Annotated in this window: 16 protein-coding genes and 1 tRNA gene; 9 read left to right on the top strand and 8 right to left on the bottom strand. The window is 68.1% G+C overall.

Going from position 1 to position 18,521, the window contains the following annotated elements; translation table 11 throughout:
- Nucleotides 1-46 precede the first annotated feature (46 nt).
- On the bottom strand, nucleotides 47-247 hold the full coding sequence (locus OX958_RS25580; RefSeq protein WP_270131980.1) for a hypothetical protein: 201 nt from the start codon (nucleotides 245-247) through the stop codon (nucleotides 47-49).
- Between the two features lie 125 nt (nucleotides 248-372).
- Nucleotides 373-446: transfer RNA gene (locus tag OX958_RS25575), tRNA-Arg, on the bottom strand.
- A gap of 196 nt (nucleotides 447-642) precedes the next feature.
- On the opposite strand from OX958_RS25575, the gene OX958_RS25570 reads away from it, so the two are divergent.
- The 3 genes from OX958_RS25570 to OX958_RS25560 all read left to right on the top strand — a co-directional run bounded on the left by OX958_RS25570 (nucleotide 643) and on the right by OX958_RS25560 (nucleotide 8,159).
- Nucleotides 643-2,226, top strand: a complete 1,584-nt coding sequence (locus tag OX958_RS25570) for a PrsW family intramembrane metalloprotease (RefSeq protein ID WP_270131978.1) — start codon at nucleotides 643-645, stop codon at nucleotides 2,224-2,226.
- Between the two features lie 537 nt (nucleotides 2,227-2,763).
- Nucleotides 2,764-6,492 (top strand): dynamin family protein, encoded by a 3,729-nt coding sequence (locus tag OX958_RS25565; protein WP_270131977.1) that lies wholly within the window; start codon nucleotides 2,764-2,766, stop codon nucleotides 6,490-6,492.
- Between the two features lie 29 nt (nucleotides 6,493-6,521).
- The gene (locus tag OX958_RS25560) at nucleotides 6,522-8,159 is read left to right on the top strand and encodes a GTPase (RefSeq protein WP_270131975.1); all 1,638 of its coding nucleotides are present in this window, start codon (nucleotides 6,522-6,524) and stop codon (nucleotides 8,157-8,159) included.
- Nucleotides 8,160-8,234: 75 nt separating this feature from the next.
- Here the strand turns inward: OX958_RS25560 and OX958_RS25555 are convergent, their stop codons facing one another.
- On the bottom strand, nucleotides 8,235-8,864 hold the full coding sequence (locus tag OX958_RS25555; RefSeq protein WP_270131973.1) for an SRPBCC domain-containing protein: 630 nt from the start codon (nucleotides 8,862-8,864) through the stop codon (nucleotides 8,235-8,237).
- A gap of 173 nt (nucleotides 8,865-9,037) precedes the next feature.
- Here OX958_RS25555 and OX958_RS25550 point away from each other — a divergent pair, with 173 nt between their 5' ends.
- Together OX958_RS25550 and ettA are read left to right on the top strand one after the other, a co-directional pair.
- Nucleotides 9,038-9,505 (top strand): single-stranded DNA-binding protein, encoded by a 468-nt coding sequence (locus OX958_RS25550; protein ID WP_270131971.1) that lies wholly within the window; start codon nucleotides 9,038-9,040, stop codon nucleotides 9,503-9,505.
- A gap of 296 nt (nucleotides 9,506-9,801) precedes the next feature.
- Complete coding sequence (gene ettA, locus OX958_RS25545) at nucleotides 9,802-11,484, top strand: energy-dependent translational throttle protein EttA (RefSeq protein WP_270131969.1); 1,683 nt, start codon at nucleotides 9,802-9,804, stop codon at nucleotides 11,482-11,484.
- 147 nt (nucleotides 11,485-11,631) lie between these two features.
- On the opposite strand, the gene OX958_RS25540 is transcribed toward ettA, so the two are convergent.
- The 3 genes from OX958_RS25540 to OX958_RS25530 are packed head-to-tail and all read right to left on the bottom strand — an operon-like array spanning nucleotide 11,632 to nucleotide 13,159.
- The gene (locus OX958_RS25540) at nucleotides 11,632-12,027 is read right to left on the bottom strand and encodes a VOC family protein (RefSeq protein WP_270131968.1); all 396 of its coding nucleotides are present in this window, start codon (nucleotides 12,025-12,027) and stop codon (nucleotides 11,632-11,634) included.
- A gap of 20 nt (nucleotides 12,028-12,047) precedes the next feature.
- A complete protein-coding gene (locus tag OX958_RS25535) occupies nucleotides 12,048-12,647 on the bottom strand; it encodes an SGNH/GDSL hydrolase family protein (RefSeq protein WP_270139148.1) in 600 nt (199 codons plus the stop codon).
- A 53-nt stretch (nucleotides 12,648-12,700) separates the two neighbouring features.
- Nucleotides 12,701-13,159 carry a MarR family winged helix-turn-helix transcriptional regulator gene (locus OX958_RS25530; RefSeq protein ID WP_270139146.1) on the bottom strand — a complete coding sequence of 153 codons (459 nt, stop codon included), beginning with the start codon at nucleotides 13,157-13,159 and terminating at the stop codon, nucleotides 12,701-12,703.
- Between the two features lie 138 nt (nucleotides 13,160-13,297).
- On the opposite strand from OX958_RS25530, the gene OX958_RS25525 reads away from it, so the two are divergent.
- On the top strand, nucleotides 13,298-13,852 hold the full coding sequence (locus OX958_RS25525) for a YceI family protein (protein ID WP_270131967.1): 555 nt from the start codon (nucleotides 13,298-13,300) through the stop codon (nucleotides 13,850-13,852).
- A gap of 71 nt (nucleotides 13,853-13,923) precedes the next feature.
- On the opposite strand, the gene OX958_RS25520 is transcribed toward OX958_RS25525, so the two are convergent.
- Nucleotides 13,924-14,526, bottom strand: coding sequence for a TetR/AcrR family transcriptional regulator (locus OX958_RS25520; protein ID WP_270131965.1), 603 nt, complete (start codon nucleotides 14,524-14,526; stop codon nucleotides 13,924-13,926).
- A gap of 100 nt (nucleotides 14,527-14,626) precedes the next feature.
- Here OX958_RS25520 and OX958_RS25515 point away from each other — a divergent pair, with 100 nt between their 5' ends.
- Genes OX958_RS25515 through OX958_RS25505 form a run of 3 tightly spaced genes read left to right on the top strand, consistent with a single transcriptional unit; the run spans nucleotide 14,627 to nucleotide 17,779 of the window.
- Nucleotides 14,627-15,772, top strand: a complete 1,146-nt coding sequence (locus OX958_RS25515; protein ID WP_270131963.1) for an acyl-CoA dehydrogenase family protein — start codon at nucleotides 14,627-14,629, stop codon at nucleotides 15,770-15,772.
- A gap of 31 nt (nucleotides 15,773-15,803) precedes the next feature.
- Complete coding sequence (locus OX958_RS25510) at nucleotides 15,804-17,024, top strand: acetyl-CoA C-acetyltransferase (protein WP_270131961.1); 1,221 nt, start codon at nucleotides 15,804-15,806, stop codon at nucleotides 17,022-17,024.
- Complete coding sequence (locus OX958_RS25505) at nucleotides 17,024-17,779, top strand: SDR family oxidoreductase (protein WP_270131960.1); 756 nt, start codon at nucleotides 17,024-17,026, stop codon at nucleotides 17,777-17,779. The genes OX958_RS25510 and OX958_RS25505 overlap by 1 nt, the downstream gene beginning before the upstream one ends.
- 25 nt (nucleotides 17,780-17,804) lie before the next feature.
- Here the strand turns inward: OX958_RS25505 and OX958_RS25500 are convergent, their stop codons facing one another.
- Complete coding sequence (locus tag OX958_RS25500; RefSeq protein ID WP_270131958.1) at nucleotides 17,805-18,521, bottom strand: ABC transporter permease; 717 nt, start codon at nucleotides 18,519-18,521, stop codon at nucleotides 17,805-17,807.

Here is an 18,521-nt window from a genome sequence, read left to right as displayed (position 1 = left end):
CTTTCGGGTCCAGTGGCCGCGGCCAGGTCTCTTCTTGTTTCCGGCGTCACCAGTACTTGAAGTAGTACTGACCGTCCTGTTCGTAGCAGCCGCCCGACATGAACCCGCTGTCGATCACGACGGCCAACTTGTTCTCGCACCCCTCGATCGTGCTGAACGGCCCCACTCTCCGGCTGAAGGCATCGGCCGGCAGTGCGGTACCGAGCGCCAGCGCAATGGTCACGCCTACCCCGGCCACAGTCCCCATCAGACGTCTCACAAGCTTCCCCCTGCACAGTCGGTGATCGAATCACTACTGTGCATCGCCGGCAGGCTCGGTGGAAGAGCGAACCGCCCGTGGGTTCGGTCCGGCGAAGGCGGGGTTCTTGGAGGCGCGCCCGGCAGGATTCGAACCTGCGACCAACGGATTAGAAGTCCGACGCTCTATCCAGCTGAGCTACGGGCGCACGGCCGGGTTGAGGTCCGGCATGGATCAGAGTCTCTCAGATGGCCGGGCGATCACGCTCGTGGGTTCCTCCGGCGAGGCGCGGGCGGCGTACGGGGTGGCTCGGGCTACTGCGAAGTACAGGGTTGTCGTTCCATCCCGGTAACGCCGAGTGGGCGGTCCTGCCTTGTGGAGTGCTCTACAACTAGGCTGCCTGCATGAGTTACCCCTCTCCAGGCACGCCCGAGTCGCCGCAACCGGCGACGGGGGCCGTCGGCGCGCCCGGCGGACCGCCGCAGCCCAACGTGCTCGGCAAGCATCCGGTACCCGGCCAGCGGCGCAACCAGGGCATCCTGATCGGGGTCGTCGTCGCGGTCGCCTTCGCGATCGCCGGGCTGGGAATCTTCGCGATCGTGGCGAAGTCGACCGGTGCCGGCGGGTTCATGTGGGGCCTCGCGTTCGCGTTCATCCCGGTGATCCCGGTGATCGCTCTCTATCTGTGGCTGGACCGCTACGAACCGGAGCCGGCCAAGTACATCCTGACGGCGTTGTGCTGGGGTGCGTTCATCGCGACCCTGGCCGCGATCTTCATCAACACCCAGGTGTCGGAGTGGATGCACGAGACCGGGAGCGGCGGCAACCGGTCGGCGGTGTTCGTGGCGCCACCGGTGGAGGAGTTCGCGAAGGGCTCGATCATCCTGTTGCTGGCGCTGCTGCGCCGCAAGGAGTTCGACGGCATCCTGGACGCGCTGGTCTACGCCGGCATGGTCGGTGTCGGCTTCGCCTTCACCGAGAACATCCTGTACTACGGCCGCATCTTCAACCAGCTCTCCGAGGAGGCCGGCAGCGACGCGGGTCTGCGCGGCGCGTTCGTGCTGTTCGTGATCCGCGGACTGATCTCCCCGTTCGCACACCCGCTCTTCACCTCGTTCACCGCCATCGGGATCGGGATCGCGATCCGGCACCGCAGTACGGCGGTGCGCTACCTCGCGCCGATCGTCGGCTACCTCGCCGCGGTGCTCGCCCACGGTCTGTGGAACGGCGGCGCGAGCTGGGCCGGTGGCGGCGGCTTCATCACCGTCTACCTGTTCCTGATGGTGCCGATCTTCATCGCGATGGTCGTCTTCGCCCTGGTGATGCGCTCCCGCGAGGGACAGATGATCGCGTCCCGGCTCTACGACTACGTGCGGTTCGGCTGGCTGGTGCCGCAGGACGTGCCGTTGATCGCGACCCTGCGAGGCCGCAAGGCGCTCCGGCAGAACGCCAAGCGGTACGGCGGACAGGCGGAGGCCGCGGCCAAGGCCTTCCAGCAGAACGCGACCGAGCTGGCCTACCTGCGGGACAAGATCGTTCGCCAGGTGATCGGCCCGGAAGCGCTGGAGACCGAGAAGCGGCTCCTGGACGAGCTCCGGGCGCGGCGCCCCAGCGTGCCGTTCCCACCGATGCCGGCCTTCGCGCAGGCAGTGCCGCAGTACCAGGGAGTGGCGAATGGCCAGCAGTACCCGGGCGCCCCGCAGTACCAGGGGCCGCAGTACCAAGGGCAGCCGCAGCAGGGGCCGCAGAGCCAGGGCGCGCCGCAAGGGACGCAGTACGGAGGGGTGCAGGACGGGGCTCCGCCGCAGTACCAGGGAGGTCCGGGAGCGGGCGGCTATCCGCCCGGCCAAGGGGGTTATCCACCGGCTCAGCCCGGGTATCCCTCGGGGCAACCCGGCTACCCTGCGGGCCAGCCCGGTTACCCGCCGGGACCCCCTGGACCGCCCGGAACGCCGGGAGGATACGGTCCGTATCCACCGTCGCAGTGACTGCCGCCCGTCCACGCCGCCAAACGGGGATGAAGATGACTTTGCTTCTGCGCTGTCCGAACGGGCACTCTGTGCTCGTGGGCGGTAGCCGTGGCTGACACCAGGCCAGCTGGTGAGGGTTCGGAGCGTTCGGGAGAGCCGAAGGTTCCGGCCCAGGATCAGCCTGTCTCCGAACTGGCCCGGCTGATCGCCGACTCCGGGTCCGATGCCAAGAGCAAGGGCTTCTGGCGTCGCCGGAAGCGCAAGGCCGCCGGTACTGCGCCGGAGGCTGCCGGTACGCCGGTTGCTGCGCCTGAACCTGCGACTGAAGCTGTGGCGGAGTCTGGTGCTCCTGAGGCCGCGCCGGCGCCGGAGGTCTCGGGGACCGCTGACGCGGGTGCGAGCACGAATGACGATCAGGCGACGGCTGAATCTGACGACGCGTCAGTTGCTGGTGACACTGAGCAGACGACTGCGGAAGACAGCTCTGTCGAGCAGCAGACGCCTGCCGAAGCGGCAGCCGATCAGTCCACCGATGGAAGCTCCACGGCCGATTCTGTGACCGGCGGAGATTCCGAGACCGAGCAGCAGAGTGGTGGAGAACTGTCAGCCAAGGCGACCGGCGAGGCGTCCCAGGACCAGCAGGCGACCGGCGAGCAGGACTCCGGCGAGCAGGCTGTCGGTGAGAAGTCCTTGGGTGAGCAGGCGGGTGGCGGGAAGCCTTCGGGCGACCAGGTGACGGCCGAAACTTCTGCAGCCGAGCAGTCGACCGGCAAGCAGGCGACGGGGCAGAAGTCGTCCGGCGAGACGGCAACGGGTCAGGAGTCATCTGGCGAGGCGGCAGCGGCTCAGCAGCCGACGGGCGGCGAGTCTTCAGACCAGTCCGTGGCTGATGGAGAGTCTGCGGGTGCGCGGGCGACGACGGGTGAGGTCCTGGGCCAGGGGTCGGCTGAGACCTCGTCTGCAGGAGAGTCCGGCGCCGATCAAGGGCCGGTCACCGAGCGGGAATCTGGCGCTCTACAGGAGTCGAGCGCCGGTCAGGAGCCGAGCGCTGGGCAGGAGTCGGGCGCTGGGCAGGAGTCGGGGACGCCGGCTGTTGAGTTGTCGGCTGAGATGGTCACGGACGAATCGGCGATCGGCGGGGTGGTAGGCGAGGAGAGCGGCGATGCCGCGGAAGCCGCACGCCCGCAGGTCGGCGTGACCTATGAGCCGGACGAGTCGGCTGACGGGTTCCCGCTCGAGTACGGGCAGATCATCATCGGTCTGCCCAAGGGTCTCGAGGACGGCGACGAACTCGAGACGGACACCGAAGCTGCCGCTCGGGAAGCGGAACTGTTCGCCGCGCACGAGGCAGACGCAGGGGACATCTCGGAGCGCCTGCCGATGTCTTCGTCCGACGACATCGTGATCGGTTCCGGCTCGGCGCCTGCCGCTGAGCCCGTCGTCGAGCCAGAGTCGAGCGAAGACAGCAGCCCTGCCGCTGACGCGAAGCCGGAGGACACTGCCGGCGACTCCTCGTCCGGGACAGCGCCGAGTGACGACAACACCTCTGCGGCTGAGCCCGAGACGAAGACAACGGCAGTCGGTGACTCCTCGTCCGAGACAGCGCCGAGTGACGACAACATCTCTGCGGCTGAGCCCGAGACGAAGACAACGGCAGTCGGCGACTCGTCGGCTGAGGCAAAGTCCAGCGGTGACGCCGAGCGCTCAGGCGATGCAGCGCCGAGCGGCGAGGTCGAGTCTTCCGGCGATACTGCGCCTTCGGTTGATGGGGAGCCCACGGAAGTCACTGGGTCTGCCGTCGACGCGGACTCGGCGGCGGTCGATGAGTCTTCGGCTGACGCGGAGCCTTCCGAGGTAGCTGAGTCCGGTGCCGATGCTGACGTGGCGGCTGCCGGGGCGGAGGCGATCCCTGAGCCCGCAGCGAGCCCTGAGGCTCGAGCTGAGGCGAGTCCGGAGGCTGACGCGAGCTCTGACGCTGAGGCGAGCTCTAAGACTGAGGCGCAGGTCGGCGGTGACGCTGTTGCGGTGTCAGGTGCTGAGAGTGCTGAGGCGCAGGCCGAGCCGGTGGCGCCTGCTGAGGTCGCTCCTGAGGCAGACGCTGAGAGCGCGAGCGAGGGTACGGCGGCGGTCGCGAAGGTGGATGGAGCTGAGCCGAAGCCTCCTGCTAAGCGTCGCGGCGCCAGGAAGAAGCCTGCAGCGGTTACACCTGTGGAGTCCAAGGCGGTTGCTGATGGCGACTCAGAGGCGGCTGAGGCCGAGTCGGAGCCTGTTGCCGAGGTAGCAGTCGAAGGTGACGAGCCCACTTCGGAGTTTGCGGAAGCAGAGGCTGCGCCGGCTGACGAAGCGGACGCGGAGAAGGCGTCTGTTGATGAGACGCCTGCTATCGCCAGCTTTGCCGCTGTTGGTGGTGGCCAAGGTGCCGACAGTGCCGAGTCCGCCGGCGACCAGTCCGAGGACACCGAGGCCAAGTCGGACGAGGCTGACGACACCAGCGACACGGACTCAGCCGAAGACAGCGACGACGCCGAGGCTGAAGTAGCCGTGGCGCCGGAGAAGTCGGTGGAGGAGGTCGCCACCGAGCAGGCAGCGATGGCGTTGATCACCGCGCTGATGAAGCTGCGGGGCGCGTTGGCTGCCAGTCAGTTGCCGATCGATGTGGTGGGAGCCGATGAGGCCCGCCAGCAGCAGAAGTCGATGCTGGACCAGCTGGACGACTACATCCTGCCGCGGCTGGTGCAGCTCGAAGCACCTGTGCTCGCGGTGGTTGGTGGAAGCACCGGCGCCGGCAAGTCGACGCTGGTCAACAGCCTGATCGGGCAGGTCGTCAGCGAGCCCGGCGTACTGCGGCCGACCACTCGCTCACCTGTGCTGATTCACCACCCGGACGACGCCGAGTGGTTCACCGGTGATCGGGTGCTGCCGCAGATGGCGCGTTCCAGCGGTGACAGCCCGGGCGGGATGGAGGACCCCGGGCAGATCCGGCTGGTTGCCGCCGACACCATTCCGCAGGGCCTGGCCATCCTGGACGCGCCTGACATCGACTCGGTCGTCGAGGCCAACCGTGACCTCGCTACTCAGTTGCTCGCGGCGGCCGACCTCTGGTTGTTCGTCACCACCGCCGCCCGGTACGCCGATGCGGTGCCGTGGGAGTTCCTGCAGAGCGCGTCCGACCGCAGTACGGCGGTCGCCGTGGTGCTGGATCGCGCGCCGGCCGACACCATCGACGACATCACCGGGCACCTCGCCCAGATGCTGCTCGAGCGCGGTCTCGGTGACTCGCCGTTGTTCAGCATCAAGGAGACCGTTGTCGACGGCAACGGCATGCTGGCGAGCGAGGTCGTTGCCTCGATCAAGGACTGGCTGATCGATCTGGCCGCCGACCAGGAGGCTCGCGCGGCCGTCGTACGCCGTACCCTGCAAGGCGCCGTCACCGCGATGACGAAGAAGACGCCTGCCTTCGCCAAGGCGGTCCGGGCACAAGCAGACACACTGGTGGATCTGCGGTCGACCGCCGAAACGGCGTACGACCGGGCCGTCAAGGACATCGCGAAGGCGACCCAGGACGGCACCATGCTGCGCGGCGAGGTGCTGGCTCGTTGGCAGGAGTTCGTCGGCACCGGCGAGCTGCTCAAGGGCTTGCAGACCAATGTCGGCCGCTTGCGCGACAAGGTCCGTACTGCGGTGGTCGGCAAGCCGCCGCCCACCCGGGACCTCAAGGACGCGGTCGAGTCCGGCCTGGAGTCGTTGCTGCGTGAGCACGCCGAGGCCGCGGCTGAGCGTGCTGAAGAGTCGTGGCAGTCGACGGCGCCTGGGCGGCAGTTGCTTGCTGCCGGCGACCGTGACCTGGGCAGGATGTCCAAGGAGTTCCCGGCCGAGGCGAGTCGGGCAGTGCGCGAGTGGCAGGGCTATGTGCTCGACCTGGTTCGCGAGGAGGGCGCCGACAAGCGCAGTACGGCGCGCATCCTCTCGTACGGCGTCAACGGCCTCGGCCTGTCCCTGATGGTCGTCATCTTCGCCAGTACCGCGGGCATCCCGACCGGCGCCGAGGTCGGCGTCGGAGCGGGGACCGCCGTGGTGGGGCAGAAGCTGCTGGAAGCGGTGTTCGGCGACCAGGCCGTGCGCACGCTGGCGGCGAAGGCCCGGGACGATCTTGACGCTAGAGTTCATGCTTTGATGGATGCCGAATTCGCCCGCTACCTGGCTGTGCTCGACCAGCATCCGGTCGATCCCGATGCACCCAGGCAACTGACGGAGGCCGCGCGCGCGGTGGAGGACTGCACGTGACGGGAATTGTGGATACGGTCAAGGGCCTGGTGAGGGGCTCTACCGATGTCCTGACGAAGATCGAGGCGCTCGAGGACGCTGCCGAGGCCGGCCGGGGACGGCTGGACCAGGTGGTGCTGAGCGAGGCGTCGCAGATCGTGGACCGGGCCAGTCAACGGCTCCGGATGTCCGGAGACCTGACCGTCGTGGCCCTGGCCGGTGCGACCGGTTCGGGCAAGTCGTCGCTGTTCAACGCGCTGACCGGTCTCGACCTGGCCGCGATCGGCACCCGCCGGCCGACCAGCTCGATGCCGCTGGCCTGTGTCTGGGGCGAGGAGCCTGCCGGTGAACTCCTGAACTGGCTGGGCATTCCGCGCCGGCACCAGGTGCAGCACCGCAGCTCCCTGGAGGGCGCGCACTCGGAGGACCTGGACGGCCTGGTCCTGCTGGACCTGCCCGACCACGACTCGACCGAGGTCGAGCACCGGCTGATCGTGGACCGGCTGGTCGAGCTGGTCGACGTGCTGGTGTGGGTCGTCGATCCGCAGAAGTACGCCGACGCCGCGCTGCACAACCGGTACATCAAGCCGTTCGCGTCGCACTCGTCGGTGATGGTGTTCGCGCTGAACCACGCCGACAAGCTCACCGACGAGCAGCGCAAGAGCTGTCTCGCCGACCTGACCCGGCTGCTCAAGTCGGACGGTCTCAAGAGCCCTCAACTGGTGGCGACCTCGGCGATGAGCGGTGACGGCCTGGACGACCTGCGCGCGCTGCTGGTGAAGCGGGTCAACGCCAAGCGGGCGGCGCGCGAGCGGCTCGCGGCCGATGTGGATCGTGTCGCCGACCGGATGGCCAGCCAGTGCGGCAACGCCAAGACGCCGGAGATTGCCAAGTCGGACATCACCGAGCTGGTCGATGCGCTGTCGGACGCGAGCGGCGTACCGGTTGTGGTCGAGGCTGTTCGCCGCTCCTACCTGCAGCGGGCGACCGCGGCGACCGGCTGGCCGGTCACCAAGTGGCTCTCCCGGTTCCGCCCGGATCCGTTGCGGCGGCTGCACCTGGACCAGACGTCCCGCCAGCAGAGCAAGGCATCGCGCAAGTCCGCCTCCAACGAGGTGTCGATCGCTCGCTCTTCGTTGCCGGCGGCAACTCCCGTGCAACGCGCGCGGATGGACACCGCCGTACGGACGATCACGAACAAGGCAGCGACCGGGTTGTCGCGGCCGTGGGCCGACTCGGTCCGTACTGCGATTCGTCGCCGCGAGGAGTCCCTCGGTGACGAGCTGGATCAGGCAGTCGCGCGCACTGACCTCGGTGCCAACCAGACTCCGGGCTGGTGGGCAGCAGCGCGTTTCCTGCAGTGGCTGCTGTTCCTGGTGGCGCTGGGTGGTGCGGTCTGGCTCGTCCTGGTCGGTTTCCTGCAGTTGCAGGACCTGACGTTGCCGAAGTGGCAGGGCATCCCGTACGCCACGATGATGCTGATCGGCGGTGCGCTGCTAGGTGTTGCGGTGTCAGTGGCCTGTCGCCTCTTCGCCGCCAGCGGTGCCAGCCGCCGGGCCCGCCTTGTTGCCAAGGCGCTCCGCGTCGAACTGGAGAAGGTTGCCAACAGCCACGTCGTCGCTCCGGCTCGCGAAGAGCTGGACGCCTACACGGTCTGCCGGGACAAGCTGGCCATCGCCCGCGGCTGATTGCCCGGATGCCCTCTGGGCAAGACGGAAGGCCGCGCCGGATGGCGCGGCCTGACCGGGGGGGGGGAGTGCTGATCAGAGGAAGTCGTCGACCGACGCGCCTGGTGCGAACTGGCTGACGGCGGCTTCGACGGCTGGGCGGAGCTGGTCTTCGGGGACCAGGCCTGAGTCGCGGACGGCCTTGGTCCAGGCGCGGATCGACTCGGCCGAGAACTCCAGAGACTCCGGCGAGTTGGCCATCTCCCGGGGGTCGTGGCCTTCTTCGATCTTGCCTTCGAGGTAGAGAGCAAGGCCGAGCAGGGCGCCGTCCCAGCCGGGACCGACGTAGAGCGCGCCGCTCGGGCCGCCGAAAGCTGCTGGTACCGAGTGGTCCATCTGGAGCTCCACTGCCTCGCCGGCGGCATCGGCGGTGAGGCGGATCTCCACCATGCTCTCCGGGCCGCCGAAGGTCACCTTGAACCGCTTGGGCGGATCGCATTCGAGGATCTCGCCGCCGGCGTTGCCCTCCAGCTGGAAGCTGCCACCGACCTTCAGTTCACCGGTGATCGGCAGCATCCAGCGGGCGATCCGGTCGGGGTCGGTGATCGCGTCCCAGACTTCTTCGAGCTGTGCTTGATAGGTACGCCGGAGCGTCACCCGGACCTCTTCGCCGGTCTGGCTCACGTGCCGCTGGATCGCGGTGATGTGTTCGAGGATGTCGATCACTGGTCTGCCTCCTGATGGTGGATCTGCGGCCATCAGAGTGCCGGGTTTCGCTTATATAAGTCAAGCCTGAGATAGAGGTTTTCCCCAGGTCGTGAAGTCGTGGCCGGGATCGGGCGAAAGCGCGGCATCTTCTCTGGTGTAGGCAGTTCACGACGCGAAGGAGGGTGATGGCGATGAGCGAGACTTATCTGGCCGTGCAGGGGTGGGTCGGCAGCGATGTCCGGTTCAAGGAGGTCTCCGACGGGGTGTCGGTCGCCTCCTTCCGGCTGGCGGCCACCCCACGGCAGTACAGCGCGGACCAGGCGGGCTGGACGGACCGCCCGACGAACTGGTTCACCGTCGAGTGCTGGCGAGCCCTGGCCACCAACGTGCAGCGGTCCATGGTGCGTGGTCAACCGGTCCTGGTCACCGGGCGTTTTCGCACCACCGAGTGGAAGGACGACGCCGGCAACCTCAGATCCCGGATGGTGATCGAGGCGACCTCGGTCGGCCACGACCTTTCGCTCGGGGTTGCCACGTTCACGAGATCGCCGGGGCGTGGTCAGTTCGATGCTCCTGGCGGAGTGGTGGAGGACGATCTCGCGGGTGCGGGTGCGGGTGCGGGTGCGGGCGAGGAGGCATCGCTGCGTCGAGTCGCCTGAGGTGGTTGCTGCATCTCGCCGTGCCGGCACTTCGGAGCAACGCGGGTGTGCCGTTGGCGCGGACCACCAACTGTGTGGCCATGCCTGGGCCAGTTGTGTGTCCGCGTCTCGGTAGCTGCGCGCCCGTGCCTCGGTCAACCGTGCGGCTGTGCGTCGGCTAACCGTGCGGCTGTGCCTTGGCCGGCTGTGTGGTCTGTGCCTCGGTTGGCTTGTGCTCGTGTCTCGGCGTGCTGCGGTCCGTGTCGGTGGAGTACTCGGTTGGGTGGTGGTGGGGGGTAGCGCATAGGCTCGGGGGTATGGCGGAATTCATCTACACGCTGCGCAATGTGCGGAAGGCCCATGGTGACAAGGTCGTTCTCGACGACGTCACGCTGAACTTTCTGACCGGCGCGAAGATCGGCGTCGTCGGGCCGAACGGTACCGGCAAGTCCTCGTTGTTCAAGATCATGGCGGGGCTGGACCAGCCCAACAACGGTGAGGGGCGGCTGGCCGAGGGCGCGACGGTGGGGATCCTGTTGCAGGAGCCGCCGTTGACCGAGGGCAAGACCGTGCTGGAGAACGTCGAGGAAGGGGTCGGCGACACCAAGAAGAAGCTGAACCGCTTCAACGAGATCTCCGCCGAGCTGGCCGATCCCGACGCCGACTACGACACGCTGCTGGCCGAGATGGGTGACCTGCAGACCGAGCTCGACCACAGCAACGCGTGGGACGTCGACGCGCAGCTGGAGCAGGCGATGGACGCGCTGCGCTGCCCGCCGCCGGAGGTCCTGGTGGACAACCTATCCGGTGGTGAGCGCCGCCGGGTCGCGTTGTGCAAGCTGCTGCTGCAGCAGCCCGACCTGCTGCTGCTTGACGAGCCGACCAACCACCTGGACGCCGAGTCGGTGCTCTGGCTGGAGCAGCACCTGCAGAAGTACCCGGGTGCCGTGCTGGCGATCACCCACGACCGGTACTTCCTGGACAACGTGGCCGAGTGGATCCTGGAAATGGACCGCGGCAAGACCTACGGGTACGAGGGCAACTACTCGAAGTACCTGGAGACCAAGCAGCAGCGGCTGGTGGTCGAAGGCCAGAAGGACGCGAAGCGGGCCAAGATCCTGGAGCGCGAGCTCGCCTGGGTCCGGTCGAACGCGAAGGGCCGGCAGTCCAAGAGCAAGTCCCGGCTGGCCCGGTACGAGGAGCTCGCGGCCGAGGCCGAGCGGTCCAAGAAGCTGGACATCGACGAGATCAACATCCCGGCCGGTCCGCGACTGGGCAGCACGGTGCTCGAGGTCAGCAAGCTGGAGAAGGGCTTCGGCGATCGCAAGCTGATCGACGGGCTGAGCTTCTCCCTGCCACGTGCGGGCATCGTCGGCATCGTGGGTCCGAACGGTGTCGGCAAGTCGACGCTGTTCCGGATGCTGGTCGGCGAGGAGACGCCGGACGCGGGCTCCGTGCGGCTCGGCGAGACGGTGCGGATCTCGTACGTCGACCAGTCGCGCGGTGGGCTGGACCCGAAGAAGACGGTCTGGCAGCAGGTCTCGGACGAGCTCGACTACATCAAGGTCGCGAACTTCGAGATGCCGAGCCGCGCGTACGTCGCGTCCTTCGGCTTCAAGGGACCGGACCAGCAGAAGCCGACCGGCGTCCTGTCCGGTGGAGAGCGCAACCGGCTGAACCTGGCCCTGACGCTGAAGATGGGCGGCAACCTGCTGCTGCTCGACGAGCCCACCAACGACCTGGACGTCGAGACCCTGCAGTCGCTCGAGGACGCGCTGCTCGAGTTCCCCGGCTGCGCCGTGGTGATCTCCCACGACCGGTGGTTCCTCGACCGCGTCGCCACCCACATCCTGGCCTGGGAGGGGACCGACGAGAACCCGTCCGACTGGTTCTGGTTCGAGGGCAACTTCGCGGCCTACGAAGCGAACAAGGTCGAGCGTCTCGGCGCGGAGGCGGCCCGCCCGCACCGCGTCACCTACCGCAAGCTCACGCGCGACTGACAGCCCGCAAGTTCGCAACTCCCACAAGCCCTGCATCGGTCACCCCGGTGCAGGGCTTGTCTGGCGAGGGCAGCGAGCAGTTGCACGAATGCGGGTCGGCGACAGGCGACCGAGCCGCCGGCTCAGGTGACCAGACAGGCCGCCGGCTCAGGTGAAAAGACAGAAGGGGTGACCCGAGGGGTCGTGGAGGACTCGAACATCGTCTTGCGGCTGGAAGTCCGCGAGAGTCGCGCCGGCGGTGAGGGCGTGCTCGACGGCTGCCGCTAGGTCGTTGACGTGAATGTCCAGGTGCTGAGTGGCGTGCTGCGCCCCGGCGCGACTCGGCCACTCGGGGGCAGCCCACTCGGCTTCGTACTCGAAGTTGAGCGTGGGGCCCGTCGCGTTCCGGATCTGCGCCCAGCCGTCGGTCGGTGGGTTGCCTGGTCGTGGGCCGTCCTCGGTGGTGACCGGGAGGCGGAGCAGGCGCGAATAGAACGCCGCCAGCCCGCGGGGATCGGGCGTGGTGATGGTGATCGAAGTCACTGCGATCGTCAGTTCGTCCATCGCTGGACAGGTACTGCGCCCTACCGACAAATGGCGGTGAGCCAGGCGTCGGCGAGGATCCGCTGACCGGCATAGGTGGGATGGATGCCATCCCAGATCCAGTGCTCGGCCGGCGCACGCAGTACGGCGGCGTCGAAGGCGGCCTGGTTGGCAACGAACCCGGTGCCGAACTCGCCAGCCAGTTCACGCACGAGTTGGGCGCGCAGCATGACAGCAGCGGCCCAGGCTGCGCGAAGATCAGGGTCAGGGCTGGTCGGCAGATAGAACGGCTCGCTCAGCACCAGGCGAGCCGCCGGCAGCGCAGTACGGGTGCGCTCCAGCAACAACCGGTACGCCGCTGCGAAGGCCGACCCGTCGGCGTCGATCGGGTTGGCGGCGAGCGCCGCGTCCGCGTCGTTGGTGCCGATCAGGATGCTCAGCACATCGGGACGCAGGACGAGCGCGTCCTCGTCCCAGCGGTCGAGTAGGTCGTGGACGCTGTCACCGCTGACTCCGCGGTTGACGAATCGCCAGGCCTGCTCGGGATGGTCGGCGGCGGCCGCCGAGGCGATCAGGAACGGGTAGGAGTGGCCGAGGATGTGGTTCGGGTCCTCGGTACTGCCGCGGCCCCCATGGGTGATCGAGTCGCCTTGGAAGACGACCAGGGCACCCGCGGGGAAACCAGGGTCGGTCCTCAGCGCTGGCCGATGTGCTCGGAGACGGCGTCGAAGACCCGGCCGACAGCGGCGAAGTCCTCGGGGGAGGCCAGCTCCACCAGGTTCTCGCGGACGCCCTCGACGTGGAACGGTGCGGCCTGCTCGAGCAGGGACAGGCCGGCGTCGGTGAGCTCGGCCCAGACGCCGCGCTTGTCGCTCTTGCACGACGTCCGCCGGACCAGTTCGGCTGCCTCGAGCCGGCCCACGGTGTGGGTCAGCCGGGAGCGGCTCTGGTGCAGACGATCGGCCAGCTCTGCCATCCGGAGGCGGCGCTCGGGCGCCTCGGAGAGCCGGACCAGAATCTCGTAGTCGTTGATGCCCAGGCCGAACTGTCGAAGGTCGTCGTCGAGTTTGGCCATCAGGCGCGCAGTGCCCAGCAGGTACGCGCGCCACGCCACCTGCTGCTCGGAGTCGAGCCACCGGGTTCCAGTCGTCATCGTCACGGGAACAGTGTACCGGGAATGTAGTTGACATTTAAATAGTTACTGTCTACTGTCGTCCTCGTTGGTTGAAGTTTTAACGAACTCAGCGACAGCGACGCCCCCGACTGGCTTACCGTTTCGAGAGGACCCTCAATGAGCACCGCAACGACCACGATCCCCGGCCTGGTGTCCGGCACCTACGCGCTCGACGTCGCGCACTCCGAGATCGGCTTCACCGTCCGGCACCTGATGACCAAGGTGCGCGGCACCTTCCAGGAGTTCGCCGGCGAGATCGTCGTCAAGGACTCGCTCGAGGAGTCGACCGCCGCCGTGTCCGTCGAACTCGCCTCCGTGCACACCCGGAGCGAGCAGCGCGACGGTCACCTGCGCTCGGGTGACTTCTTCGACGCCGAGAACAGCCCGAAGATGACCTTCGCGAGCACCGGGCTGAAGCCCGCGGGCGACGACTACGTCCTGGCCGGCGAGCTGACCATCAAGGGCGTCACCAAGCCGATCGAGTTCGCCGTCGAGTTCCTCGGCGTGGAGCAGAACGCGTACGGCCAGACGGTCATCGGGTTCGAGGCCTCGACCTCGATCAGCCGCAAGGAGTGGGGGATCGACTTCAACGTGCCGCTGGAGGGTGGCAAGTTGCTGATCGGTGACAAGGTGGACATCCACCTCGACGTGCAGGCCGCACTGCAGGTCTGAGCTGGAACCTGAGTTACTTGTACTGCCGAAGGCCCGGCTTTCCCACGGGGAAGCCGGGCCTTCGGCGTGTGTCAGGCCTTGACCATGCGGTGGGCGAGGTCGGCGTAGGTGGCGCCGAGGGACTCGGGGGAGGGGCGGCGGCTGGGGTCGTACCAGCGGGCCACGTCGATCGACAGGGACAGCAGAGCGAGGGTGGTACCGGGGACGTCCGGTACGGCGAAGGTGCCGTCGCTGACGCCGTCGGTGAGGACCTTCTCGATCAGGGCGGAGATCGCGCGGCGGATGGTGGCGACCTCGGCGAAGTGCTCGGGGCTCAGGGCCGCCAGTTCGTACTGGACGACGCGGGCGATGGTGTGGTGCTCGGCGTGCCAAGCGGTGAACGCGGCGACCATCGCGCGCAGACGGTCGGTGGGGGTGCCGGCGGTGTCGGCCGCGCTCAGGATCTCCAGTGCGGCGCGGTGGCCGTACAGGCTGATCTCGAAGAGCAGTCGTTCCTTCGACGGATAGTGCACGTAGAGCGCCGCCGGCGACATGTCGGCCCGGGAGGCGATGTCGCGGGTGGTGGTGGCCTGGAAGCCGCGCTCGGCGAAGGCTTCGATCGCACCGGTGAGCAGCCGGCGGGCGGCGGCGGGCTGGACGTGCTCCCACGCGAGGGGGCTGGTGACTGCGGACACGTTGACACAATGCCCTAGATTCGCGAAGCTAAGCAAGCGCTTAGCCATGCGATCGCGGCACGCCGGCGTGATCGGTCTTACTTCTCGGGAGGACCAAGCGATGGAACGGATCATCTTCAACGAGGACCACCACGCCTTCCGGGCCAGTGCCAAGGAGTACTGCGACCGCTCGCTGGTGCCGAGGATGGAGCAGTTCCTCGAGGAGAAGACGATCGAGCGGGCCGCCTGGCTCGAGGCCGGCAAGCAGGGCTTCCTCGGTCTCGACGTGCCGGAGGAGTACGGCGGTTCGTCGGTCGGCGACTACCGGTTCAACGCGGTCTTCGCCGAGGAGGTCTCCAAGGTCTCCGCCTCGCTGTCGAGCTGCTTCGGCATCCACTACGACTGCTCCGCGCCGTACCTGGTCGACCTGGGCACCGAGGAGCAGAAGCAGCGCTGGCTGCCGAAGTTCTGCTCCGGTGAGCTGATCGCCGCGATCGGGATGACCGAGCCGTCCGGCGGCTCCGACCTGGCCGCGCTGAAGACCACCGCGAAGAAGGCCGACGGCGGCTGGGTGGTGAACGGCTCCAAGACCTTCATCACCAACGGCGACATGGCCGATCTGGTGATCACCGCCGCCCGCACCGATCCGAGCAAGGGCGCCAAGGGCATCACCTTGTTCGCGGTCGAGGAGGGGATGGAGGGCTTCGCCCGCGGCCGCAAGCTGGACAAGGTCGGCCAGACCGAGTCCGGCACCTCGGAGCTGTTCTTCGAGGACGTCTTCGTGCCGGACGAGAACGTGCTCGGCGAGCTCGACCGCGGCTTCATCCACATGATGGAGCGGCTGGCGCAGGAGCGGATCGGCGCGGCGGTCTCGAACATCGCGCACGCGACCCAGATCCTGGCCGAGACGATCGAGTACGTGAAGCAGCGCAAGGCGTTCGGCCAGGCGGTCGGCTCCTTCCAGTACAACAAGTTCCTGGTCGCCGAGCTGGTCACCAAGGCCGAGGTGACCCAGGCGTACGTCGACAACGCGGTGGTCGCGCACGACGAGGACCGGCTGTCGGCGGTGGACGCGGCCAAGGCGAAGTGGTGGAGTGCGCAGGTGCAGAACGAGATCCTGGACGCCTGCGTCCAGCTGCACGGCGGCTACGGCTACATGAACGAGTACCGCGTGGCCAGGGCCTGGCGCGACGCCCGGGTGACCAAGATCTGGGCCGGCTCGAACGAGATCATGAAGGAACTCATCGGCCGCGATCTGGGCCTCTGAAAGGCTCCAGCCTCTGAAAGGATGGGCAGCAATGCCTGAAGCAGTCATCGTCTCCACCGCGCGGTCGCCGATCGGCCGGGCGCACAAGGGTTCGCTGAAGGACATCCGGCCGGACGACCTGGCCGTCCAGGTGATCAAGGCCGCGATCGACCAGGCCGGCCTGACCGGGGACCAGATCGAGGACCTGATGCTCGGCTGCGCCGAGCCGCACGACGAGCACGGCGGCAACATGGCCCGCCGGGTCGCCGTCCAGCTGGGCTGGGACGGCACCCCGGCGACGACGGTCAACCGGTTCTGCGCGTCGTCCACCCAGACCGCCCGGATGGCCTACCACGCGATCAAGTCCGGCGAGGGTGACATCTTCGTCAGCGCCGGCGTCGAGTGCGTCTCGCGGTACAAGAACTTCGGCTCCGCCGGCGTCGGCGACCCGAGCTCGTTCAACCCCGCCTTCGCCGACGCGGTGCAGCGGACCGAGAAGTACGCCGAGACCAACGACGTCTGGCACGACCCGCGTGCCGACGGACTGATCCCCGACGTCTACATCTCGATGGGCCAGACCGCCGAGAACGTCGCCACCCTCAGGGGCATCTCCCGCGCCGACCAGGACGCGTTCGGCGTCCGGTCGCAGAACCTGGCCGAGAAGGCGATCGACAACGGCTTCTTCGAGCGGGAGATCACCCCGGTGACGTTGCCGGACGGCACGGTCGTCAGCACCGACGACGGCCCGCGAGCCGGTACGACGCTCGACAAGGTCAGCCAGCTGAAGCCCGTCTTCCGTCCCGACGGCACCGTCACGGCCGGCAACTGCTGCCCGCTGAACGACGGCGCCGCGGCCGTGGTGATCATGAGCGACACCAAGGCGCGCGAGCTCGGCCTGACCCCGCTGGCCCGGATCGTCTCCACCGGCGTGAGCGGTCTGTCGCCCGAGATCATGGGCCTCGGTCCGGTCGAGGCGACCAAGCAGGCACTGGCCCGGGCCGGGATGAGCATCGGTGACATCGACCTGGTCGAGATCAACGAGGCGTTCGCGGTCCAGGTGATCGGGTCGGCCCGCGAGCTCGGGATCGAGGAGGACCGGCTGAACGTGCACGGTGGCGCGATCGCGCTCGGCCACCCGTTCGGCTCGACCGGCGCGCGGATCATGACCACGCTGGTCAACGGTCTGCAGTTCGAGGACAAGCAGTTCGGTCTCGAGACGATGTGCGTCGGCGGTGGCCAGGGCATGGCCGTGATCCTGGAGCGCCTGAGCTGATGAGCCTCAAGGACAAGACGGCGATCGTCACGGGTGCCTCACGGGGCATCGGTCTGGCGATCGCCAAGCGGCTGGTGGCCGACGGCGCGCACGTGATCATCACCGGCCGCAAGCAGGACGCGCTGGACGAGGCGATCGCCGGACTGGGCGGCCGGGACAACGCCATGGCTGTCGCGGGCAACGCCGCCGACCCGGCGCACCGCGCGAGCGTGGTGGCGGCGGCAGTGGCGACGTACGGGTCGGTGGACCTGCTGGTGAACAACACCGGCATCAACCCGATCTACGGTTCGCTGCTGGACGTCGACAGTGCGGTGGCGGCCAAGATGGTCGACACCAACGTGCTGGCGACCATCGCCTGGGTCAAGGCCTGCAGCGACGCCTGGATGCGCACCCACGGCGGTGCCGTGGTCAACCTGTCGTCGGTGGCCGGCCTGTCGCCGTCCCCTGGCATCGGCTGGTACGGCGCCACCAAGGCGATGCTGTCCCGCGTGACGGCCGAGCTGGCAGTGGAGCTGGCTCCGGCGATCCGGGTCAACGCGGTCGCACCCGCGGTGGTGAAGACCAAGTTCGCCGGGGCGCTGTACGAGGGCCGCGAGGACAAGGTCGCGGCGGCGTACCCGATGAAGCGTCTGGGCACTCCCGAGGACGTCGCCTCGCTGGTCTGGTTCCTTTTGTCCGACGAAGCCTCCTGGATCACCGGCCAGACCATCACCATCGACGGTGGCCTCACCCTCAACGGCGGCATCGTCGGCTGAGCCGACGGCGCTCGCCGGGTGAGGGCTACTCGGCGGTGGAGAGGATCAGCGAGCGGAGGCGGGCGACGGCGAGGCCGAGGCCCGCCACCATGACGGCGGCCAGCAGGATCGTGGCGATCGGGAACTTGACCGCGGACTCGACGGTGCCCGGGTCGGTCAGCTTCTGGATGACGGCGAGCGACCACTGCTGCACGCTGAGGGTCTTCGCGCCGTCGACGTACTGGCCCATCACGCCCTCCCACAGCAGCGCGTAGATCAGGCCGATGGTGACGGCGTTGCCCGAGATCACCGACAGGGCGATGAAGATGCCGGTGTAGGCGATCCCGGCCACCAGCGAACCGATGCCGAAGGCAACGGCCGTGCCCGGCTCGCGCACGTCCAGGATCAGGCCGGCCACCACCATCGGCAGCGCGCCGAGCACGAGGATCACCCCGATCGCGACCAGGGCCTTGGTCAGGATGATGGTGGAGCGTTTGATCGGCTTGCTCAGCAGGTAGACGATCGAGCCGTCGTCGATCTCCGACGACAGCGCGCCGGTCGCCGCGATCAGCGAGACGAGCGGCACGATCACCGCGAGGCCGAACATCTGCAGCAGCGCCGTACTGAAGTCGGCGGTGTCGTCGACCGTCAGCGCCAGCAGCACGCACAGGGCCAGCAGGACGCCGGGCAGGATGAAGAGCAGCAGGCCGCGCCGGTGGCCGAACAGGGTGGCCATCGTCAGCCGGGCAATCGTGGCGTTCAT

The sequence above is a fragment of the Kribbella sp. CA-293567 genome (assembly GCF_027627575.1).
In the GTDB taxonomy this organism is placed as follows: Bacteria; Actinomycetota; Actinomycetes; order Propionibacteriales; family Kribbellaceae; genus Kribbella.
The sequence above is the reverse complement of the archived record's forward strand: the minus strand, read 5'-3'. Positions and strand labels throughout refer to the sequence as shown.